Here is a 22,626-nt window from a genome sequence, read left to right as displayed (position 1 = left end):
AGTGGCGGGGCTAGCCCCCGCCATCTGACGGCCGCAATTCTGCAGAAAGATTTAGCCACCGGCCCACTTGCAGCTGTACCCCAGTTTTTCCAGCTCTGCGACAATCACTTCACGTTGATCGCCCTGAATTTCGATGATGCCGTCTTTTACGGCACCACCACAACCACACTTTTTCTTCAGCAGTGCGGCTATTTCAGTGACACGTTCAGCGCTTTCAGTGAGCCCGGCAATAGTAATGACGGCTTTGCCGTTACGGCCTTTGGTTTCACGTTTAAGCCGCAGTTTGCCGTCGGCAAAGCCCTGTGGTTCTGCTGCCTGCGGTGGCGCTGCTGTAATCCTGCCCTGGCTGGTGCTGTACACCAGCCCTTCCGGCGAGGTGGATTCCGGGCTGGGTTCCACCCGGCCCAGCTGTTGTTGCCAGTCGGCCAGGGACAGTTTTTTTCCGCTCATTGTCTGCTCCAGTCGGTTCAAAAACGGCACGATAAACAAGGCCTCGCTGTGCTGCAAGCAACTTGTGTCTGCCGCCGGAAAAAAGCCCCCATTTGACGCTAAAAAAGCCGTTGGCAAACGCCGGTCATCTGGTAAACTAACGCTAATTTTTAGAAATCTGGATGGCTGAATTGTCTATTGAACTTTATCTGCAGCAATCGGGTTTAGCCGGTCTGCTGCACGACCAACACCAGGCCATTGCGGCTGAAGTCGCCCGTTTAACCGAATTGGCTCCGGTCGCAGACACAGAATTGCAGTGGCAGTATCAGGTGCCTGAACTGGGTGAAGGCGGCGCCTGCTCTTTGTTTGGTCAACTGGCTGATGAGCCTTATGACTTAGCGGCCACTCTTGGCAAGACCAAACAAAACACCTTGTGTTTACAGCAGCTGACGGCTTTAGTCCGCGATTATCAGACAAGCGGCCACAGCGACTGGTTTGGCATTTATCAGGCCCGCACCAACAGTGCCGGCGAACCTGTACTGGTCAAGCTGGCGTACTTCGGTGCTCCTTCACGCGCTGAGTTTCCGTTGACCGCTGAGTTTGCGCAAATCAGCAACAACAGCACAGTGGGGTTGTCCGGCAAAGCCAAAATCATCAACGATGTGACAGCCTATTTAACTGCAGGTGGTGAGTATTACACCTGTGACCCTAAGGTGTTGTCAGAGGCCTGCCTGCCACTGCTGAATGCAGATGGAGCAGTGGCAGGTATTATTGACGCCGAAGCATTCCAGCGTCAGGCCTATCATACAGCAGCGCTGGTCAGGCTTGTGGCGCTTTGTCTTGTCTTGCCGGCCCTGCTGCCCGCATCATAAGCAACACAGAATTTCACTTACACTCAGGACTAACAGGTACATACTATGTTTTCGCACTTACAGCCAACACCGATTGATCCGATCCTGGGCCTGATGGCCGCTTACAAAGAAGACCCTAATCCACAAAAAGTGGACCTGGGTGTCGGTGTGTATAAAGACGAAGATGGCCACACCGCCGTGTTGAAGTGTGTGAAAGAAGCGGAAGCCTTACGTCTGAAGCTGGAAGACAGCAAAACCTATATTGGTATGGCCGGTGATTTGTCGTTTAACAGCCATATTGAAAAGCTGGCTTTTGGGCCGGCACACCAGGTGCTGTTGGCTGGCCGGGTGATCACGGCTCACACACCAGGCGGCACAGGAGCGCTGCGGGTGGCCGCTGAATTTATTAAAAAAGCCAATCCGGACGCGACTGTTTGGGTGACCAACCCAACCTGGGCGAATCACGTGTCGCTGTTTCAGGCTGCTGGCCTGAAGGTAAAAGAATATTCCTATTACGACTGGGAAACGAAAGGCCTGAAGTTTGACGCCATGATGGCCGAACTGGCGACTGTTCCTGCTGGGGACGTGGTGCTGGTGCATGCCTGCTGCCACAACCCAAGCGGTATGGATTTAAACTTTGCCCAGTGGCAACAGTTTGCCCAGTTGGCCAAAGAAAAAGGCTTTACCCCATTGGTGGATATGGCGTACCAGGGCTTTGGTTCAGGTCTGGATGAAGACACTCAGGGCCTGCGCTATCTGGCGGATTTGGTGCCAGAACTGTTGCTGTGCAGCAGCTGCTCGAAAAACTTTGGTTTGTACCGTGAGCGTATCGGTGCCGTCAGCGTGGTCACAGCCGACAGCAAAACGGCTGACATTGCCAAGTCGGTGTTGCTGGCGGTCGTACGCAGCATTTATTCGATGCCACCAGCGCACGGCGCCATTCTGGTCAGCCATATTCTGAACAGTGCTGAGCTGACGGCCTTATGGCACCAGGAACTGGCAGAGATGCGTAACCGCATTAACAACTACCGTCAGCTGATTATCGACAAATTCAAAGCGCAGGGCATAGCGCAGGATTTCAGCTTTATTACCCGCCAGCACGGCATGTTCTCTTTCCTCGGTATAAACAAGGAACAAATCGAACAATTGCGGAAGGATTACAGCATTTATATGGTGGGTTCGAGCCGGGTCAGCATTGCAGGTTTAAACCACAGCAATATTGATTATTTCGCTCAGGCTATGGCTGACGTTTTGAAAGGCTAAAACACAACCTCCGTGGTGCAAGGGCGGCTTCCGGGTCGCCCTTGTTATTTTTACGAATGGAGTTTTAGCCGGGGCTCAGCTAGTCTCAGGCAGTGGTGATGCTAAAAGGACATCCTCAGAAATGTGCAGGTATCTGATTGTATTGGTGATGCTTTTTGTCAGTGTGGCCAGCCAGGCCACCAGCCAGCCAGCGCCGTTACGCGTAGTGACCGAGCTCTCACCGCCGCACCAGACGGTGGTCGATGGTGAAGTGGCGGGCATCAGCACCTCTATTGTCAAAGCGGTATTGCAACAGGCCGGTTTGGACGCCCGGGTGGAGCTTTACCCATGGGCCCGGGCTTATTACATTGCGAGCACTACTCCCAATGTGCTGATTTACAATATGGCCCGCACACCGGAACGGGAAGCCGATTTTCGCTGGATTGGCCCCGTCGCCAGTTACCGGCTGGGTCTGGTCCGGCTGGCGGAGCGTACCGATCTGAATCCGACCCGCCCTGAGCAACTGCTGCACAGTTCAGTAGCTGCGCAGCGTGATGATTTTTCGGTGAAAGTATTGGAGTCCTATGGGCTGAAAAGTGGCCGGGAAATTCAGCTGGCAGCCGATATTCTGGAAAGCTGGCGTTTGTTGCTCAATGGGAAAGTGGACTATGTGGTCGATGATCTGATGGCCATTCCAGACACCGAGAAGCAGTTAAAGTTGCCGGCAGGCACCGTACGTTTTGTATTACCTATCAAAGAGCTGGAACAACAAACTTACCTGGCAGCCAGTAAAAATACCGACCCGGCGCTGTTGCAACAGTTGCAGGAGGCTCATCGGCAGGTGCAGCGTCAGCCGCTGTATCAGCAGGTGATGCTGGCGAACCTAAGTCCGCAGAATTAAGCCAGGCTGACCAGTTCGTCCATCAGCTGATTCAGCCAGCGGCTCAGGCGTTCGTTGGTCTGGTCATACTGGTTTTCTTCATCCAGCGCCAGGCCCACAAAGTGGCTGCCGTCGTCCGTCAGCGCCTTGGAGGCGGTGAATTCATAGCCTTGATTGGGCCAGAAACCAAGCCGGATACAGTCTTGTGCTGCAATGGCCTGATGCAGCATACCCAGTGCATCTAAAAACCATTCGGCGTAGCCCAGCTGATCGCCCATGCCATAAAGCGCAACCAGTTTGCCTGACAAGTCCAGCGTACTGACCTGGTCCCAATGTGCTTCCCAGTCTTCCTGCAGCTCACCAAAATCCCAGGTGGAGATGCCAAAAATCAACAGGTCATACTGGCTGACCAACGACAAAGGCTGCTGTTTAATATTGTGAAGTGTTACACTGCTGCCATCCGGCAGGCTGGGCTCCAGCGCCAGCATGGCCTGAATTTTTTCTGCCACCATTTCGGTGTAGCAGGTGGTAGAACCGTAAAAAATACCAATATTCATCAGAAACCCGACCCTGAGCGTTGCGGGCGGGCAGTGTAGCAGAAGCGATGAGCCGGACCAACCAGAGCCTGAAAAAGGACAAACGCCATACCAAAACTGAATTGCCTGACGCAGAGCAGGGGCTGATCCAGCAGTTTCTTGATCAGTTCTGGCTGGATAAAGGCGTCAGTGTCCATACCCTGAATGCGTACGGTACCGACCTGCATAAGCTGGCCGATTTTCTGCAGAAGCAGCAACTGAGTTTAAAGGCACTGGATGCGACACAGCTGAACCATTACCTGGCCTGGCGTGTTGATCAGGGGTTCAGCCCCCGCAGCACCTCCCGTACCCTGAGCAGCCTGAGGCGTTTTTACCGGCATTTGCATAAAAGTGGTCAGGTTGCTGACAACCCGCTGTCGTCGGTGCTGAACCCCAAAATAGGCCGGGCCTTACCCAAGACTTTGTCTGAGCAGGACGTTGAGGCTTTGCTTGACGCACCACAAATCGACGATTTGATTCAGTTTCGCGACAAAGTGATGTTAGAAGTTCTGTACGCGGCAGGTCTGAGGGTATCGGAGCTGGTCGGCTTGACCTTGCAGCAGGTGAACTTACGCCAGGGGCTGGTGCGGATCACTGGGAAAGGCCAGAAAGAGCGGTTAGTGCCGCTGGGGGAAAACGCCGTGGACTGGTTGGATAAGTTTCTGCATCAGGGCCGGGGCTTGTTATTGACCAGCCAAAGCAGCATAGTATTCCCCAGTTTACGGGGGCAGCCGATGACCAGACAAACCTTCTGGCACCGGATTAAATTCTATGCAAAACAAGCTGGTATTCAGGTGGAGTTGTCACCTCATACCTTACGCCATGCCTTTGCCACCCATCTGCTGAACCACGGCGCAGACTTGCGGGTGGTGCAGCTGCTGTTGGGGCACAGTGGTTTATCGACCACCCAAATTTACACCCATGTGGCGCAGGCCCGATTAAAAACGCTGCATCAACAACATCATCCGCGTGGATAGCAGTAACAAGGATTACAGATATGAAGAAATTAGTTTCAGCCTTAGGTTTGTCTTTATGGGTGTCTGCGTCGGTGGTGGCCCAGGTGGCGCCGGAAATCAGCCAGGCTTTTTCTGAGGTAGGCTTAAACGCCAAGGCAGTGGCCAATTCAGTGGTGCCGGGTCTGCTGCAGGTGCAAACCGATAAAGGTTTGTTTTTTATCTCAGAAAACAAACAGTTTTTGCTTGAAGGCAATATCTACGATTTAAAAAACAAGCAGCTGGTGAATGAACAGGTTATGAAAAGCATCCGCCAGACCGGGGTGAAAGAATTTGATAAGTCGGTGATTGAGTTTAAAGCGCCAGACGAAAAATACGTGGTGCATGTGTTTACCGACACCAGCTGCGGTTATTGCCGCAAGCTGCACAACGAAATGGCTGAGCTGAACAAACTGGGGATCACAGTGCGTTATCTGGCGTTTCCCCGTGGTGGTATTCAGTCACCGACGGCCGATGAGCTGCAATCCATTTGGTGTGCAAAGGATCCCAAACAGGCGCTGACCGACGCCAAAGCAGGCAAAGCCATTCCGCAGGCCAGCTGTCGCAACAAAGTGGCGCAGCACTACGAGCTGGGGCAAAGTTTTGGTATTAACGGCACGCCAGCTATTATCCTGCCGGATGGCCGGTTAATTCCGGGCTACCAACCGGCCCAGGCGCTGCTGAATACTCTGAGTCAACCTGGCGCATAACGGAGGCGGTTTGAGCAGTAAAACTATTCAGCGCCGCGAGGTTCCGTCCATCAGTCCTGAGCTGCAGCAGTTTCACCCTGTGTTGCAGCGTATTTATGCCAGCCGTGGTATTGCGCAGCAACTGCAGCTGGCGCGCAGTGCTGCCCAGTTGGTGCCATTTTCAAAGCTCAAAGGCATTGATGCCGCTGTCGCTTTGTTGCAACAGGCTCTGGATGCGCAACAGCGTATTGTGATTGTTGGGGATTTTGACGCTGATGGCGCCACCAGTACCGCCACCTTATTGTCTGGGTTGAAGGCTTTTGGTTTTAAGTACGTGGAATACCTGGTACCAAACCGCTTTGAGTATGGGTATGGGCTGTCGGTGGAAATGGCTGAACTGGCGGTTGCTCAGGGCGCTGAACTGATTATCACAGTCGATAACGGCATTTCTGCGCTGGAAGGAATTGCGCTGGCCAAACGCATGGGGGTCAAAGTGCTGGTCACAGACCACCATTTACCTGGTGCTGAGCTGCCAGACGCCGACGCCATCGTCAACCCCAACCAGCCCGGCTGTGATTTTCCCAGCAAACAACTGGCTGGTGTCGGTGTCGCCTTTTATTTACTGCTGGCGTTTCGTGCATCACTGCGTGAGCGGGGGCATTTTACCGAGCAAAACCCGGAACCCAATCTGGCTGATTTGCTCGACCTGGTGGCATTGGGCACTGTGGCCGACGTCGTACCGCTGGACACCAATAACCGTATTCTGGTGCACCAGGGCCTGCAACGTATCCGAAGTGGTAAGGCCAGGCCTGGCATTACTGCACTGATTGATGTGGCCAACCGCAAAGCGGAAAAGCTGACGGCGCAGGATTTTGGTTTTGCGCTGGCGCCGCGCTTAAATGCGGCGGGCCGGCTGGATGATATGAGTCTGGGGATCAGCTGTCTGCTGGCACCGGATTTGCCCAGAGCCCGTATGTATGCCGCAGAGCTGGATGGGCTGAATCAGGAACGCCGTGAAATTGAAGCCGGTATGCAGCAGGAAGCTTTGGCGTCTTTGCAGCGTTTGAGCTTTGCCAGGGAAGAATTGCCCGATGTGCTGTGCCTGTACCAGAGTGACTGGCATCAGGGCGTGATTGGTATTCTGGCCGGCCGGATCAAAGAGCAGTTTCATCGCCCTGTGCTGGTGTTTGCTCAAGGAGACCAAGGCGAACTGAAAGGTTCTGCCCGCTCCATTCCCGGTTTGCATATCCGCGATTTGCTGGACGAAGTCTCGACTCAATACCCAGGCCTGATTAAAAAGTTTGGTGGCCATGCGATGGCAGCAGGCTTGACCATTGCGGAAGACAGATTCGATACCTTTAAACTGGCGCTGGGTTTTGTCGCCAAAAAATACATCACGCCTGAGCTGTTGACCGCTGTACTTTATACCGACGGCGATTTACCTGCCGATTGTCTGTCCGTGTCTTTTGCCCAGTTGCTGCAACAGGCTGGGCCTTGGGGCCAGGCCTTTCCAGAGCCGCTGTTTGAAGGCGACTTTTTGATCCGTCAGCAACGCTTGTTGGCTGATAAGCATTTAAAACTGATGCTGGAAACTGCGCAGGGCCAGTTGGTGGATGCAATTTGGTTTAACGCCGACAACAAAGCCTGGCCGGACGCCAATGTCAAAATGGTCCGGCTGGCCTATCAGCTGGATATCAACGATTACCGCGACCAGCAATCGGTGCAACTGTTAATCAGGCACATTGAAAAACTGGGCTGATAAAAAAGCGGGATTGCCCGCTTTTTTTATCAGGGCGTGTCGGGATTGCAGGGGGCTCCAACCTCAACACGCCCCAACCTCTGTGACTACTGAACTTTCACAACCAGGACAGACTTGGCGGGCAGCTCGATAGTCAGCCTGCCATTTTTGCCTTCTGCGCTGAATGCTTTTGGCTCAATGGCATGCGGTTTTTCAAAGGTATTGTGCGCATCCATCTGGTTTGCCGTCAGGAGTTGCCCTGAAACATGCTGAATAGTGATACCGGCCAGATGAATGTCTGCGCTTTCAGCCTGAGTCGGGTGCAGATTGACGAGGCCCAGGTACAGCTCGCCGTTTTTAGTCCTCGCGGCCGTAGCGCTGATCGCAGGAACAGAGACACCCGCTAATCTGTACTCTGGTACCCCGCTTAACTTCAGGGGGACTGCCGTGGCATCCTGAAAAGGAACGTACATCCTGTAAGCATGATAAGTTGGCGTCAGCAGCATTTTTTCTTTGTCGGTCAGGATCATCGCCTGCAATACATTGACCATCTGGGCTATATTGGTCATCCGGACCCGGTCGGCATGCTGATGGAAGATATGGAAATTCAGTGCGGCCACCACCGCATCCCGCAGGGAGTTTTGTTGGTACAAAAAGCCCGGGTTTTCACCTTTTTCCACGTCATACCAGGTTCCCCATTCATCCACATAAAAGCCGACTTTTTTCCCGGGGTCCAGTTTGTCCATCACCGCTTTGTTGTTGCGGATAAAACCGTCCATTGCCAGAGTGCGCGCCATAGTGCTGATCCACTCGGATTCAGGAAACTTTAAGGCTGCACCTTTTACATCCCACTGGCCGGTGGGCAGTGTGTAGTAGTGAAAACTGACCGCGTCCATTTTTTGTTTGACGTTGGTAGTTAAATACTCTGCCCAGGACGTATCTTCACTGTGACCGCCGCTGGCAATCCATTTGGGTGTATTGTGCGTCGGGGTTTTCAGAAAGGTAGTGTACTGCTTGTAGAGGTGGGTATAGAACTCTGGGGTCATATTGCCACCGCAGCCCCAGGCTTCATTGCCCACCGCAAAATAGTGCACCTTAAAGGGCTGCTCACGGCCATTTTTGCGCCGTAGTTCGGCCAAAGTTGATTTACCTTCGGCTGTCATATATTCCAGCCATTCCGCCATTTCTTGCGGAGTTCCTGTGCCCAGGTTGCCATTCACATAAGCTTCGGCTCCCAGCAGTTCGACCAAATCGAAAAACTCATGGGTTCCCACGGCGTTATCTTCTTCCACGCCACCCCAGTTGGTGTTCACTTTAACTGGGCGTTTGTCACGCGGGCCAATGCCATCGCGCCAATGGTATTCGTCGGCAAAGCAGCCTCCCGGCCAGCGGATCAGTGGCACATGCAAGGCTTTTAACGCCCCCAGTACATCATTGCGCCAGCCTTTGGTATTGGGGATTGATGAGTCAGGCCCGACCCACAGACCTTCATAAATACCACGACCCAAATGTTCGGCGAACTGCCCATAAATGTTTTTATTGATCACGGCACCCTGGCTGGAGCTGTCCAGCTGAATGTGAGTGGCGGCAAAGGCAGTGGCATTCAGGCTCAGGCCCAAAACCACCAGCATGGGTTTTAGTAATGGCATCGTCTTCTCCTGTTGATTTGGCGGGAGTTTTCATTGTTTTGACAGTCTGTGCTGCGTGGTTTTTATACATCTTATAGTAATACAAAACAATCTGAAGAGGATACAGAGGCAAAAAGCCCAACGGGGATTCGAAAAAACATAAAAGGGGACCGGCCTCAGCGGTTTAATTCACGCAGATGGCTGCATGGCCAGTGAAAAATTGCTACAATCGCGCCCAATTTTTTCTGAAGCCTGAAGAATCATGTTTGAAGTCAATCCGGTAAACAACGCAATCAAAGACCTGACTGAGCGCACTGCTGTGCTTAGGGGGTATCTTTGACTTCGACAGCAAAAAAGAAAAGCTGGAAGAAGTCAGTCGTGAATTAGAAGACGCTGCTGTCTGGAACAACCCTGAAAAAGCGCAGGCGCTGGGCAAAGAGCGCTCGGCGCTGGAGCAGATTGTCGGCACCATTGAAAAGCTGGAACAGGGCCTGGAAGACGTAGCCGGTCTGGTCGAGCTGGCGGTGGAAGCCGAAGATGAAGACACCTTTATCGAAGCGCAACAGGAACTGGCGGACCTGCAAAGCCAGCTGGAGCTGCTGGAATTCCGCCGGATGTTTTCTGGTAAACACGACCCAAGCGATTGTTACCTGGATATTCAGGCCGGTTCTGGCGGCACCGAAGCACAGGACTGGGCCAGCATGCTGATGCGGATGTATCTGCGCTGGGGCGAAGCCAAAGGTTTCAGCCCGGAGCTGTATGAAGTGACGGACGGTGATGTGGCTGGTATTAAAGGCTGTACCATCAAATTCACCGGTGAATACGCGTACGGCTGGTTACGCACTGAAACCGGTGTGCACCGTTTAGTACGCAAAAGCCCCTTTGACTCAGGCAACCGTCGTCATACCTCGTTTGCCTCGGTCTTTGTGGCGCCGGAAATTGATGACGACATCGAAATTGAAATCAACCCGGCTGATTTGCGGATTGACACCTACCGCGCCTCGGGCGCTGGTGGTCAGCACGTTAACCGGACTGACTCAGCCGTACGTATTACGCACTTACCGACCAATACCGTAGTGCAGTGTCAGAATGACCGTTCGCAGCACAAAAACCGCGACAATGCCTTTAAACAGTTACGTGCCAAGTTGTATGAGCTGGAATTGCAAAAGCAAAACGCGGAGAAACAAGCGTTGGAAGACACCAAATCGGACATTGGCTGGGGCAGCCAAATTCGTTCTTACGTGCTGGACGATTCACGCATTAAAGATTTACGTACCGGTGTAGAAAACCGCAATACCCAGCAGGTGCTGGACGGCGATCTGGACCGTTTTATTGAAGCCAGCCTGAAGGCCGGTTTGTAATTTGAGCTTAACAGTCAGGAACTGAAAATGTCTGAACAAAATAATCCGATTGAAGAACATCAAGACGTTAACAAACTGATGGCTGAGCGAAAACACAAGCTGGCGGCTTTGCGTGAGCAGGGCAACCCGTTTCCGAATGATTTTCGCCGTGAACATGTCAGTAATGACGTCATTGCCCAGTACGAACACTTAAGCAAAGAAGAGCTGGAAGCACAGAAAATCCGGGTGGTGGTGGCCGGCCGTATGATGCTGCGCCGCATTATGGGCAAAGCCAGCTTCACCACCATTCAGGATGTAGGCGGCAAAATCCAGTTGTATGTGGCCCGCGACAGCCTGCAGGGTGACGTATACAACGAAGGCTTTAAAAAGTGGGACTTAGGTGACATCGTTGGCGCCAGCGGCACCCTGTTTAAAACTCAGACTGGCGAGCTGACTGTGTGGGTGGATGACATCCGTTTGCTGACCAAAGCACTGCGCCCGTTGCCGGATAAATTCCACGGCCTGACCGACCATGAAGCCCGTTACCGTCAGCGTTACCTGGACCTGATTGTGAACGAGCAGTCTCGTCGTACCTTCCTTATTCGTTCAAAAACTGTGGCCTATATCCGCCAGTTTTTTAACAGCAAAGGCTTTCTGGAAGTGGAAACCCCAATGCTGCAGGTGATCCCAGGCGGTGCTTCAGCCCGTCCTTTCGTGACGCACCACAATGCGCTGGATATGGCGATGTACTTACGTATCGCGCCAGAGCTGTATCTAAAACGTCTGGTGGTGGGTGGCTTTGAAAAAGTGTTCGAGCTGAACCGTAACTTCCGTAACGAAGGGGTGTCGACCCGCCATAACCCGGAATTCACCATGCTGGAATTCTACTGGGCTTATGCCGATTACCGCGACCTGATGGATTTAACCGAAGAGTTATTCCGTGGCCTGGCGCAGTCGGTGCTTGGCAGTACCGAAGTGCCGTATCAGGGCAAAACCTTTGATTTCGGCAAACCCTTCGCCCGGATGTCAGTGACGGAATCCATTCTGCACTACAACCCAGAGGTCAAGTTAGAGCAGCTCACCACCCGTGAGGCGGTGGCTGAACTGGCGAAATCGCTCGGTATTCAGGTGAAAGACAACTATGGTCATGGCCGTATTCTGATGGAAGTCTTTGATGAGCTGGTGGAAACCAAACTGCAACAGCCGACTTTTATCACTGAATACCCGGCTGAAATTTCGCCTTTGGCGCGTCGGAATGACGACAACCCGGAAATCACCGACCGTTTTGAGTTCTTTATCGGTGGCCGTGAGCTGGGCAATGGGTTCAGCGAGCTGAACGACGCTGAAGATCAGGCAGAGCGTTTCCGTGAGCAGGTGGCGCAAAAAGAAGCGGGTGATGATGAAGCCATGTTCTACGATGACGACTTTGTAACGGCGCTGGAACACGGTTTACCGCCAACGGCAGGTCAGGGTATTGGTATCGACCGTCTGGTGATGTTACTGGCCGACGCGCCAAGTATCCGTGATGTGATCCTGTTCCCGCATATGCGTCACAGCGATAAATAAGACGGGTCAGCCCCGACTAAAAAAGCAGCTTCGGCTGCTTTTTTATTTTCTTTTTGGCAGGGGCTCTGGTTTACCGAAAAAATAACCCTGCGCTTTGTCGCAGCCCAACGCTTTGAGCTGAATGGCTTGTTCTGCCTGTTCCACACCTTCGGCAACTACTTTGAGTCCCAGAGACTGAGCCAACTGAATAATGGTTCTGACAATTTCTTTGCTGAAATGGTCCTGTTCCAGTGTCGCAACAAAGGAACGGTCGATTTTCAGGCAATCGATCGGCAACGTCCTTAAGCGACTTAAAGATGAATAACCAGTACCAAAGTCATCCACTGCCACACGAGCACCCAAAGCGCGCAGGCTGTCCAGATTCTGCAGGATTTCATCTGACTGGCTGAGCGCCGTTTCGGTAATTTCAAATAACAAAAAGGCCGGGTTCACGTTTTTCTGCAGACACAGATTGGCAATGGTTTCTGCCAACCCCGGGATTTCAAGTTGTTTGACGGACAGATTAATGGATAACCAGCGGATGTCTTCTGAGGCTGACCAGAGTGTGGCCATGTCGGTCAAAACCTGTTCGAGGATCCAGTGCCCTAAATCGAGGATCAGGCTGCTTTGTTCTGCCACCCGGATAAATTTATCTGGTGCCACCATGCCCATTTGGGGGTGACGCCAGCGGATCAGCGACTCATAACCCAAAACTTTGCCAGTTTGCAGCTGGATCACGGGCTGGTAGGCCATATAGAGCTGATCGCCGGATTGCATGGCATGTTTCAGGTTCTGTTCTATCTGCAGCCGCATCGCAGTCTTCTGGGCCAGTACTGGGTTAAAAAATGAGTAGCGACTGCGGCCTTTGTCTTTTGCCTCAAACATGGCCAGATCGGCACATTTAAGCAGTTCTTCATAGCATTTGGCATCATGCGGGTAACAGGCAATACCTATACTGGCCGAGACATTCACGATGTTGTCGTTGAGCTGGATGTCCTGTGTCAGAGTCTGTAACAGTTTTTCGGCAATATGCAGACAGGTTTCAGGCCCGCTGATATCCGGAAACAACAGGACAAACTCATCTCCGCCAACGCGGCTGGCCAGGTCGCCGGCCCGGATCAGACTATTGAGCCTGCGGGCAACCTGCTGCAATAACATGTCGCCAACATGATGGCCCAGGGTGTCATTCACCAATTTAAAACCGTCGAGATCCAGATAGAGTAAACCCAACATGGAGTGATTGCGTTTTGCCCGCTCCAGTTCTGCCCTGAGCACCTTTTCCAGCTTGGCTCTGTTACCAAGTTCGGTCAGATGATCATGGAATGCCATGGTCTGTAAATCTTCTTCGGCTCTGCGCAGCGCTGAAATATCAGAGAACATCAAGACAAACTGATTCAGTTGGTTACTATGTTTGGGCGCCCGTACTTTGCAAAAATGTTGCCATGCCGGAAAAATCTGACCATCTTTGCGGCGGCATTGCACTTCGCTGCTGCAGTGATCGGCACTGATTTCATCCAGACGGGTACTCATTGGGGAGGACTGATGCTGCACATAGAGGAAGCTGTCCGGCGTTTTTCCTGTGACTTCCGCAGAGGAATAGCCAGTGACCAGACTAAAAGCCGGATTGCAGGAGACGATTCTGCATTCCTGATCCAGGATAAGAATAGCTTCCGAAGTGGTTCTGAAATAGGCATGTGCCTGACGCAGCTGAAGTTCTTCCTGTTGTTTTTGAGTCACGTCCCGCAGCACCCCCAACACTATCTGTTCGTCAGCTCTGGTCGTTGGCTGGGCAAATATTTCGATATAGGACTCCGCAGAAGACAGATTACTGCTGAAAATGGAGCTGAACGCTGCGCCCCTGTCCAGCAACCGGGCAAGCCGAGGTCGTTCGACTTCGCTGACCAAACTCAGAAATTGTTCGGTACCGCCGTTGCAGGGTTCGGGCAGACTGAAAAAATCGTCCGGTTCAGGGAGCAGCTGCAAACTGTTGTGGGTCAGATTCAGCTCCCATGGACTCATCCTGGCGGCCGCCAGAGCCAGGCGTAAGCGTTGTTCGGAGCGCCGGACTTCTGCTTCAGCCTTGTGTCTGAGCAGTGCCATCCGGATGCTTGCGTCCAGTTCTTTGCGATCAAAAGGTTTGATCAGGTAGCCATGCGGGAAGCTCTGAGAGGCCTGGTGTAATACCCGTTCATCGCAATAAGCGGTCAGGAAAATGACAGGCACATCGCTGACTTGTCTGAGTTCATAGGCAGCTTCGGTGCCTCGCATTTTGTCTGCCAGTTTGATGTCCATCAGTACTAAATCTGGTTTGGTGGCCAGAGCTGTCGCAACAACGTCCTCACCCCGGGCCAATGTCGCCACGACCTTGTGTCCCAACTGCTCCAGCGTACGACGAATATCCAGCGACACAATGTATTCATCTTCAACCACAAGAATTTGGTGATTCATTCTGGTGTTGCTCCTGTGTTGACGCTGAAACGGATCCGGTACGAGGTGCCCTCGGATTTGATCAGTTCAGCCTGTGCACCCATTTGAGCAAGGAAAGCCGGGATTAACTGCATACCTAATGAATTGCCCTGGCCAAGCGAAAAATCGCGCCGGATCTGGCCATTGTCACTGAGCTGCAGGCAGAGCTGACCATCCAGCTGCTTCAGCGTCATTTGGATCCGGCCTGAGCGTCCGTCAGGAAACGCGTGTTTAATGCTGTTGGTCAGTATTTCGGTAACCAGTAAGCCACAAGGGATGGCCTGCTGTAACGGCAGCTGGGGTTCATCATCAATCTGATCCAAATCGAAATGCACCAGATCAGGACTCAGGATGCTTTGCCGTATCAACAGGGATAACTGGCGTAAATAGGCGCCTAAAGGAATGAAGCTGAAGTTTTTTTGTTCATACAGCAGCTGGTGGGTTAATGCCATGGTACGGATGCGTAACTGACTGTCTTGCAACACATCTTTCAGTTCACCAGCCGCATTGTGCGATCTCAGGTTGAGCAAACTGGACACGATCTGCAGATTGTTTTTGACTCTGTGATGAATTTCTTTCAGTAACAGCTCCCGCTCATGCAACAGCGCGGTTTTATCATCGATAATGCTTTGCAGATGTTGTTTCGCCTGCACGGCCACAGTCACATCGGTCACTGTGGCCAGTACCGCCGCTTTAGGATCCTGCTCCAGATAAGTCAGACCAATTTCCACCGGCACCAGCGAACCGTCTTTACGCTGGGCAAAGAGTTCCTGGCGCTGCGCCATGGGTCTGCTGGTGGGGTGCTGCATAAAGCCATGTCTGTGCTGGTGATGATTCGGTCGCGCCTGGGCAGGGACCAGCAGATCCACGGGCCGACCCAATAATTCGGCTTGAGAATAACCAAACATCTGCTCAGCACGTTTGTTTGCCAGGGTAATTTCACCTTCGGCATTGACCGCGATCAGTGCGTCAGCGGCGCTGTCGAACACTTTGCGAAACCGGCTTTCGCTTTCCTGCAGCGCCTGCTCGCTGCGTTTACGACGTGTGATGTCTATGCCTGAAGGCACCAGAAACTGCACAACGCCAAATTCGTCAAACACAGGGGCAATCATAAAATCAATAATGATCAGGCTGTCTTTCATCTTTGCCTGAACGTCAAACCGGCTGGTGTAACCCTGCGCCGCTCGTCGACAGGCCGCTTCAATCAGCTCTGCGTCGGCTTGGTTGTGTAACCACCAGAAGCACTCCCAGAACTTGCGTCCTGCCACATCATCAATGGTAATTCCGGCTAACAACAGGGGAGGCGCGTTGGCGTCGAGCAGGGTGCCATCTGGCTGCAAAATACCGACAAAGGCAAACATATTGTCCAGCACCTGTTTCATTCGCTTCAGATCGCGCTGGCGGTGCTGTTGAATTTCCATCTCACGCGTCTGATTGCGGGCGATGACAGCAATGGCGACGACTTGCTGCTGTTCGTTTTTAACCGGCAAGTACGAACCTAACCAGTGGTTTTCAGGCGCTGTGGTGTGGGGTGTCAGTTCAAAATCGACCAGAGCGATGCCGCTGTCACGCACCTTCGTCAGCATGGGAACTATGGTTCCCGCCAGATGCGGCAGTATGTCCGTGACATGCTGATGCAAATGGTCCTGCACCGAGCAGCCATTGAAATCTGCCAAGGTCGGGTTAATAAACAGATACCTGAAGTCGGTATCCAGTACGGCTATTCCGTTTGGCAGATGAGTCGCCAGGGTGGACAGCCCAAGGAGGGTCAATACGTCAGACGGCTGCACATTAAAATCCTTCTTAATTGTCTGGAAAATGTAGACAGCCATAGTTTGAAAAGCAAACAGCTATTCTGCCGTTTTGCAGATAAATCACTGAGCGACAAGCATATCTTTGTGTTCTTGGCGGTTTTATACGGTTTACATTGAGCGACAGCAGCGGCTTTGTTATACTTTGCGCCCGTCCTAAGTACGTAATTCTTAATGCCATTGGCGTCTCAGAGGTCTCATGACTACTAGATACATCTTCGTGACGGGTGGGGTTGTCTCCTCCTTGGGTAAAGGTATTGCAGCAGCCTCGTTAGCCGCTATTTTAGAAGCGCGTGGTCTGAAAGTGACCATTCTGAAACTGGATCCTTATATCAACCTGGATCCGGGTACCATGAGCCCCATTCAACACGGTGAAGTTTTTGTCACCGAAGATGGCGCAGAGACCGATTTGGATCTGGGCCACTACGAGCGGTTTATCCGCACCAAAATGACCAAACTGAATAACTTCACCCAAGGCCGGATTTATTCCGACGTGCTGCGTCGTGAGCGCCGTGGTGATTATTTAGGTGCGACTATTCAGGTCATTCCTCATATTACCAACGAAATTAAAAGCCGCGTTGTCGCCGGTGGTGAAGGTTATGACATTGCCATCGTTGAGATTGGCGGCACTGTCGGTGATATCGAATCGCTGCCATTCCTCGAAGCTATCCGTCAGTTAGGCACAGAAATTGGCCGCGAACGCGCCATGTTTATGCACCTGACGTTAGTACCCTACTTGGGGACTGCCGGTGAAATTAAAACCAAACCGACACAGCACTCGGTCAAAGAATTACGTTCAATTGGTATTCAGCCGGATATTCTGGTGTGTCGTTCAGACCGGGCTATTCCGACCAATGAAAAAGCCAAAATTGCGCTGTTCACCAATGTGGAAGAGCGCGCTGTTATTTCGTTAAAAGACGTGTCCAGCATTTACCAGATCCCGGCGCTGCTGAAATCTCAGGGGCTGGACGATTTAATTGTGCGTCGTTTCCATTTAAGTGCCAAAGAAGCGGATTTGTCCGAGTGGGAACAGGTGTTGTACCAGGAGTCCAACCCAACGGGTGAAGTGACCATTGGGATGGTCGGCAAATACGTTGAACTGCCGGATGCTTATAAATCAGTCAATGAAGCGCTGGGCCATGCCGGTCTGAAAAACCGACTGACTGTGCATATCAAATACATCGACTCACAGGATGTCGAAGCCAAAGGCGCCGATATTCTCGCTGGTCTGGATGCTATTCTGGTGCCAGGTGGTTTTGGCGAGCGTGGGGTTGAAGGCAAAATTATGGCAGCCCGTTATGCCCGTGAAAACAAAGTGCCTTACCTGGGCATTTGTTTAGGTATGCAGGTGGCCTTGATTGAGTACGCCCGTAACGTGCTGGGTTTAACAGGCGCGCACTCCACCGAATTTAATAAAAATACCGCTTACCCTGTGGTCGGTTTGATCACGGAGTGGCTGGATTCAGAAGGCAAAGTGGAACAACGGACTGAGAAATCGGATCTGGGGGGCACTATGCGTCTGGGCAGTCAGAACTGTAACCTCAAGCCCAATACCAAAGCCCGCGAAATTTACGGTCAAGACGTGATTTCTGAACGTCACCGTCATCGCTACGAAGTGAACAATCACTTTGTTGCCCGTTTAGAAGAGGCTGGATTGGTGTTCTCCGGATTGTCAGCCGACAACCAGTTAGTCGAGATGGTGGAAATTCCAAAACATCCATGGTTTGTTGCCGGTCAGTTCCATCCGGAATTTAACTCGACACCGAGGGACGGCCATCCGCTGTTCCGCAGTTTTGTCGCGGCCGCGTATAAACATCAAAAACAACAGTTAGTTTAATTTTTAACAAAAGCCGGGCCTCAATCCGGCTTTTTGCGCAGCAAGTAAGGGGATTATTTATGTCTGAGATCGTCAACATCATTGCCCGTGAAATTATGGACTCCCGTGGCAATCCAACAGTCGAAGCTGACGTTATTTTAGCAAGCGGTGCTATGGGCCGTGGTTGTGCGCCATCCGGTGCTTCGACCGGTACCCGCGAAGCGCTGGAGCTGCGTGACGGCGATAAAAGCCGTTATTTAGGTAAAGGTGTGCGCACTGCTGTGGCCAATATTGATGGCCCTATTAAAGCAGCGCTGCTGGGCAAATCTGCTTACGACCAGGCGGCTATTGACCAGATCATGATTGATCTGGATGGCACTGAATCCAAATCCAGACTGGGCGCCAACGCCATTCTGGCTGTGTCACTGGCGGTGGCCCGTGCTGCAGCTGCGGATAAAAAAATCCCGCTGTACCAGCACATTGCTGATCTGAACGGCACGCCAGGTGTCTATTCCATGCCAGTGCCTATGATGAACATCATCAATGGTGGTGAGCACGCCGACAACAACGTTGATATTCAGGAATTTATGGTGCAGCCAGTGGGTGCCAAAACTTTCGCTGAAGCACTGCGGATGGGCGCTGAAATTTTCCACCAGTTGAAAAAAGAACTGCACAGCCAGGGCTTAAACACCGCTGTGGGTGATGAAGGTGGTTTTGCACCGGATCTGAAGTCAAACGAAGAAGCTTTAACTGTGATTTCCAAGGCCGTGGCTGCCGCTGGTTACGAGCTGAACAAAGACGTGACGCTGGCGCTGGACTGCGCCGCTTCAGAGTTTTACGTCGACGGTAAATACAAACTGTCTGGTGAAGGCCGGGAGTTCAGTTCCTATGAATTCAACGATTTCCTGGCAGGTTTAGCGACCCGCTTCCCAATAGTTTCGATTGAAGATGGTCTGGATGAATCGGACTGGGACGGCTGGAAAGATTTAACCAACAAAATTGGTGGTAAAGTGCAGTTGGTCGGTGACGATTTATTCGTGACCAACACTAAAATTTTGTCCCGTGGTATTGAGCAGGGCATTGGTAACTCCATCCTGATCAAGTTCAACCAGATTGGTTCGCTGACCGAAACGCTGGCCGCCATTAAAATGGCCAAAGATGCCGGTTTTACTGCGGTGATTTCGCACCGTTCAGGCGAAACTGAAGATGCCTTTATCGCGGATTTGGCGGTAGGTACTGCGGCCGGTCAAATCAAAACCGGTTCTTTATGCCGTTCTGACCGTGTGTCCAAGTACAACCAGTTACTGCGTATTGAGCAGGAACTGGGCGCCAAAGCGCCGTACCGTGGCCGCGTAGAAATTAAAGGCCAGGCCTGATAAAGATGGGGTCAGAGTAGTACTCTGACCCCATGCTTGCGGCTATGAAAAAACGTGATGCTGATCAACATCAGCTCTGGCAGGACGAAGCACAAAGTCAGGCCTACACCGAACTGTGCAACGCGCTGTACGAGCGTGAAATAGCCCGTTTGTCCAAATTACCGCCCGAACTGTTGCCGACCCTGGCCAAACGTCTGGCCAGCTTACCTTTTTATATCCGCCGCGCTGCGGAACGTATTGTGCAGCATCCATCCCCTTTGCAGTTTGACGGCCAGAATGCCAGCTGGTTGGCCCGGCAGTCGCTGGTTTGCCCGGCCAAAGAACAAGGTATTGAGCAAATTGAGCAGTTCTATCGCAAATACGCCAAAAAAGCCCTGATAGTGCCGGTCTACCAGCAACATCAGGGGCTGGAAAGCGTCTGGCTCGATTCAGTCGATGAAATTGACCTGGACGGCAGCCGTTTGCATTGCAACGAGCATGGCTGGTTTGGTTTTAATGGCACGCCTTTGTCTGCTGACAACGCTGATAAGTTTTTACTCAAACCCAGCAAAAGTCTGATGACGGCGGCCTGCAGCGGCCATCAGTGGTTGAATGCAGAACGAAAACCGCCCCGATTACTCAGTTTACGGGAGTTGTTGCTGGCCAGTCGGCTGAACTGGCAGAACTTTGCCAAACCTTTTCAGCCCTGAAAGCTGTTGTGGGGCTTTCCTGCGCACTGTTCAGCCTTCATAATACAACCAGAGATCCGGAGCGAACAATCTGATGCGATTATTGGTTTTATTATTGCTGCTGCTGTTAGGGGCACTTCAACACCGTCTGTGGCTGGGACAGCACAGTGTGATGGAGTATTGGGCGCATCAGAACCAACTGACCAAAATTGAGCAACAAAATGCCCAGTTGGCCAGACGTAATCACTTACTGCGGGCTGATGTCACCGATTTGCAGATAGGTCTGGACGCCATTGAAGAGCGGGCTCGCAATGAACTGGGCCTGATTAAACAAAACGAAGTATTCTTCCGCATTGTGACGCCGATGGAAATCAAATGATCCCCAAGATAGCGACTGTGATCCCAGCCGCTGGTGTCGGGAAACGTATGCAGGCCGACCGGCCAAAACAATATCTGGAATTAGCAGGGGCCACTGTGTTGGAGCAGACGGTGCGGCGTCTGCAGCAGGTGCCTGAGCTCCGGCAGTTTTATATCGCTGTATCAACAGATGATCCTTATTACCCTGCATTAACCTCCTTGCAGCAACCAGGCCTGACGCGGGTCGATGGTGGGGCTGAACGCGCCAACTCTGTGCTCAATGCCTTGGTGCAGATCGATGCCGCGCAGTATCCCTGGGTGCTGGTGCATGATGCCGCCCGTCCTGTGGTCCGGGTGACGGATGTCCAACTGCTGATAGCGCGTTGCCTGAGCGAAAATGCCGGCGGCATTCTGGCCACACCTGTGCGTGACACCATGAAACGTGGCGGTACTTTGGTTGAACAGACAGTGGAGCGGGCAGGGTTGTGGCATGCCTATACGCCACAGCTGTTTCCAACGGCATTGTTACGCGGCGCCTTGCAGAGCGCTTTGGCCGCTGGTGCTGCGGTTACCGATGAAGCCAGTGCGATGGAATGGGCCGGGCAGCCCGTGTTGCTGATACCGGGCCATGCCGACAATATCAAGATCACCCAGGCTGAAGATTTAGCTTTGGCCCGTTTTTATCTGGAGCAACACTGATGTTACCTTTTCGTATTGGCCACGGTTTTGATGTGCATGCCTTTGGTGGTGAAGGCCCGGTGACCCTGGGGGGCGTCAAAATCCCCTATGAACAGGGACTGCTGGCGCATTCCGACGGGGATGTGGTGCTGCATGCCGTGTCTGACGCTTTATTGGGTGCTGTGGCATTGGGGGATATAGGCCATCACTTTCCGGACACAGATGCCGCCTTTAAAGGCATCGACAGCCGCATTCTGCTGCGGAAAGTCTTTGCCGATGTGCAGGCGCTGGGTTATCAGCTTGGCAATCTGGATGTCACTATTCTGGCGCAGGCGCCAAAAATGGCACCTCATATCGACGCAATGCGCCAGTGCCTGGCCGCAGATTTACAGACAGAGCTGGCTCAGGTGAATGTCAAAGCCACCACCACTGAAAAGCTGGGCTTTGTTGGCCGCAAAGAAGGTATAGCCGTTGAAGCTGTGGTGCTGTTGGTACACAACTGATGCAACTGCCCGAATTCCCTTATTTGTACGGAAAACCCAAAGGCCAGGCGTTATTGCGCGTGCAACCCGATGACTTTGTGGTGGAAGAAACCCTGAGTTTCACACCGACAGGGGCAGGGGAGCACTTGTTGCTGTTTATTGAAAAAATTGGCCAGAACACCCAGTTTGTCGCGAAGCAACTGGCAGACATCGTCGGCTGCAAAGCGCGTCAGGTCAGCTATGCCGGTTTGAAAGACCGCCATGCGGTCACCCGTCAGTGGTTCTGTGTACCTTTTCCTATCAAACAGGAGCCTGACTGGCTGAACTGGCAGATTGAAGGGTGCCGTATCCTGCAGGTCACCCGCCACCAGCGCCGTTTGCGGTTAGGCGCTATTGCACACAACAGCTTTCATCTGCGGTTACGGGACCTTTCTGCACCGCAGGAGCTGGAACAGCGTTTAGAGCTAGTGCAGCAAGGCGTGCCCAATTATTATGGCGAACAGCGCTTTGGCCGCGACGGCGGCAATCTGGCTCTGGCTGAGCGGCTGTTTAACGGCGGCAGTATTACGGACCGGCAAATTCGTGGCTTGGCTTTGTCGGCGGCCCGATCATTTTTATTTAATACTCAACTGGCGCGACGGCTGGAACTGGGGGTGTTTAACACCCTGTTGCAGGGTGAAGTGGTGCAGCTTGATGGCTCTGGTTCTGTGTTTAAAGTGGACCAACCGGATGAGGTATTGCTGCAGCGTCTGGCTCTGTTTGATCTTCACCCGACAGCGGCGCTGGCTGGTTGTGGTGAACCTTTGGTGCAGGGCGAAGCACTGGAGTTTGAACAGCAAAGCCTGCACAATTGGCAGCATTGGGTGGATGCACTGATTGCGCTGAATATGCGCGCAGAGCGCCGTGCTGTCCGTCTGGTGCCACGGCAACTGCAGTGGCGGCGCGAGGGGCAGGATATTTGTCTGAGTTTTCAGTTGTATGCTGGCTGTTTTGCCACTGCAGTGCTCAGAGAACTGGTGAATTATCAGGATGTGCAGCGCCATCAGGCGCCGCTGGATTAACC

Annotated in this window: 20 protein-coding genes; 15 read left to right on the top strand and 5 right to left on the bottom strand. The window is 52.5% G+C overall.

Annotation, left to right across the window (positions count from 1 at the left end; all coding sequences use genetic code 11):
- Positions 1-51 precede the first annotated feature (51 nt).
- Positions 52-450, bottom strand: coding sequence for a translation initiation factor (locus WKJ04_RS16595; RefSeq protein WP_337881437.1), 399 nt, complete (start codon positions 448-450; stop codon positions 52-54).
- Positions 451-611: 161 nt separating this feature from the next.
- Here WKJ04_RS16595 and WKJ04_RS16590 point away from each other — a divergent pair, with 161 nt between their 5' ends.
- From WKJ04_RS16590 to WKJ04_RS16580, 3 genes are all read left to right on the top strand, one after another.
- Positions 612-1,301, top strand: coding sequence for a histidine kinase (locus tag WKJ04_RS16590; protein WP_337881436.1), 690 nt, complete (start codon positions 612-614; stop codon positions 1,299-1,301).
- Positions 1,302-1,346: 45 nt separating this feature from the next.
- The gene (locus WKJ04_RS16585) at positions 1,347-2,543 is read left to right on the top strand and encodes an amino acid aminotransferase (RefSeq protein WP_337881435.1); all 1,197 of its coding nucleotides are present in this window, start codon (positions 1,347-1,349) and stop codon (positions 2,541-2,543) included.
- Between the two features lie 121 nt (positions 2,544-2,664).
- Positions 2,665-3,423: a transporter substrate-binding domain-containing protein gene (locus WKJ04_RS16580; protein WP_337881434.1), complete on the top strand. Its 759-nt coding sequence runs from the start codon at positions 2,665-2,667 to the stop codon at positions 3,421-3,423.
- On the opposite strand, the gene fldB is transcribed toward WKJ04_RS16580, so the two are convergent.
- Positions 3,420-3,959 (bottom strand): flavodoxin FldB, encoded by a 540-nt coding sequence (gene fldB / locus WKJ04_RS16575; RefSeq protein WP_337842573.1) that lies wholly within the window; start codon positions 3,957-3,959, stop codon positions 3,420-3,422. The genes WKJ04_RS16580 and fldB overlap by 4 nt on opposite strands.
- A gap of 47 nt (positions 3,960-4,006) precedes the next feature.
- On the opposite strand from fldB, the gene xerD reads away from it, so the two are divergent.
- From xerD to recJ, 3 genes are read left to right on the top strand one after another with little or no spacing between them, the layout of a single operon-like run.
- Positions 4,007-4,954 (top strand): site-specific tyrosine recombinase XerD, encoded by a 948-nt coding sequence (xerD, locus tag WKJ04_RS16570; protein ID WP_337881433.1) that lies wholly within the window; start codon positions 4,007-4,009, stop codon positions 4,952-4,954.
- Between the two features lie 20 nt (positions 4,955-4,974).
- Entirely contained in the window at positions 4,975-5,679 is a 705-nt protein-coding gene (gene dsbC, locus WKJ04_RS16565; RefSeq protein WP_337881432.1) for a bifunctional protein-disulfide isomerase/oxidoreductase DsbC, read from the top strand.
- Positions 5,680-5,689: 10 nt separating this feature from the next.
- Entirely contained in the window at positions 5,690-7,417 is a 1,728-nt protein-coding gene (gene recJ / locus WKJ04_RS16560) for a single-stranded-DNA-specific exonuclease RecJ (RefSeq protein WP_337881431.1), read from the top strand.
- 86 nt (positions 7,418-7,503) lie between these two features.
- On the opposite strand, the gene WKJ04_RS16555 is transcribed toward recJ, so the two are convergent.
- Entirely contained in the window at positions 7,504-9,045 is a 1,542-nt protein-coding gene (locus tag WKJ04_RS16555; RefSeq protein ID WP_337881430.1) for an alpha-L-arabinofuranosidase C-terminal domain-containing protein, read from the bottom strand.
- 241 nt (positions 9,046-9,286) lie between these two features.
- On the opposite strand from WKJ04_RS16555, the gene prfB reads away from it, so the two are divergent.
- A protein-coding gene (prfB, locus tag WKJ04_RS16550; protein ID WP_337842578.1) for a peptide chain release factor 2 occupies positions 9,287-10,385 on the top strand; the annotation gives its coding sequence in 2 pieces (ribosomal slippage) (positions 9,287-9,361 and positions 9,363-10,385; 1,098 coding nt in all).
- A 27-nt stretch (positions 10,386-10,412) separates the two neighbouring features.
- Positions 10,413-11,930 (top strand): lysine--tRNA ligase, encoded by a 1,518-nt coding sequence (gene lysS, locus WKJ04_RS16545; protein WP_337881429.1) that lies wholly within the window; start codon positions 10,413-10,415, stop codon positions 11,928-11,930.
- 42 nt (positions 11,931-11,972) lie between these two features.
- Here the strand turns inward: lysS and WKJ04_RS16540 are convergent, their stop codons facing one another.
- Complete coding sequence (locus WKJ04_RS16540; protein ID WP_337881428.1) at positions 11,973-14,357, bottom strand: EAL domain-containing protein; 2,385 nt, start codon at positions 14,355-14,357, stop codon at positions 11,973-11,975.
- Positions 14,354-16,165 carry a PAS domain S-box protein gene (locus WKJ04_RS16535; RefSeq protein WP_337881427.1) on the bottom strand — a complete coding sequence of 604 codons (1,812 nt, stop codon included), beginning with the start codon at positions 16,163-16,165 and terminating at the stop codon, positions 14,354-14,356. The genes WKJ04_RS16540 and WKJ04_RS16535 overlap by 4 nt, the downstream gene beginning before the upstream one ends.
- A gap of 220 nt (positions 16,166-16,385) precedes the next feature.
- Between WKJ04_RS16535 and WKJ04_RS16530 the strand changes: the two genes are divergently transcribed.
- From WKJ04_RS16530 to truD, 7 genes are all read left to right on the top strand, one after another.
- Positions 16,386-18,023, top strand: a complete 1,638-nt coding sequence (locus WKJ04_RS16530; protein ID WP_337881426.1) for a CTP synthase — start codon at positions 16,386-16,388, stop codon at positions 18,021-18,023.
- Between the two features lie 59 nt (positions 18,024-18,082).
- Positions 18,083-19,378: a phosphopyruvate hydratase gene (gene eno / locus WKJ04_RS16525; RefSeq protein WP_337881425.1), complete on the top strand. Its 1,296-nt coding sequence runs from the start codon at positions 18,083-18,085 to the stop codon at positions 19,376-19,378.
- A 44-nt stretch (positions 19,379-19,422) separates the two neighbouring features.
- Complete coding sequence (locus tag WKJ04_RS16520; protein ID WP_337881424.1) at positions 19,423-20,067, top strand: hypothetical protein; 645 nt, start codon at positions 19,423-19,425, stop codon at positions 20,065-20,067.
- A gap of 73 nt (positions 20,068-20,140) precedes the next feature.
- A complete protein-coding gene (gene ftsB, locus WKJ04_RS16515; RefSeq protein ID WP_337842585.1) occupies positions 20,141-20,425 on the top strand; it encodes a cell division protein FtsB in 285 nt (94 codons plus the stop codon).
- The gene (gene ispD / locus WKJ04_RS16510; RefSeq protein WP_337881423.1) at positions 20,422-21,102 is read left to right on the top strand and encodes a 2-C-methyl-D-erythritol 4-phosphate cytidylyltransferase; all 681 of its coding nucleotides are present in this window, start codon (positions 20,422-20,424) and stop codon (positions 21,100-21,102) included. Before ftsB ends, ispD begins: the two co-directional genes overlap by 4 nt.
- Positions 21,102-21,584, top strand: coding sequence for a 2-C-methyl-D-erythritol 2,4-cyclodiphosphate synthase (gene ispF / locus WKJ04_RS16505; protein WP_337842587.1), 483 nt, complete (start codon positions 21,102-21,104; stop codon positions 21,582-21,584). The genes ispD and ispF overlap by 1 nt, the downstream gene beginning before the upstream one ends.
- Positions 21,584-22,624: a tRNA pseudouridine(13) synthase TruD gene (gene truD, locus WKJ04_RS16500; RefSeq protein WP_337881422.1), complete on the top strand. Its 1,041-nt coding sequence runs from the start codon at positions 21,584-21,586 to the stop codon at positions 22,622-22,624. The genes ispF and truD overlap by 1 nt, the downstream gene beginning before the upstream one ends.
- Positions 22,625-22,626: the final 2 nt, after the last annotated feature.

It is taken from the genome of Rheinheimera sp., assembly GCF_037442345.1.
Classification (GTDB): domain Bacteria; phylum Pseudomonadota; class Gammaproteobacteria; order Enterobacterales; family Alteromonadaceae; genus Pararheinheimera.
Note: the sequence above shows the minus strand (reverse complement) of the source record. Positions and strands in the feature narration are given on the sequence as shown.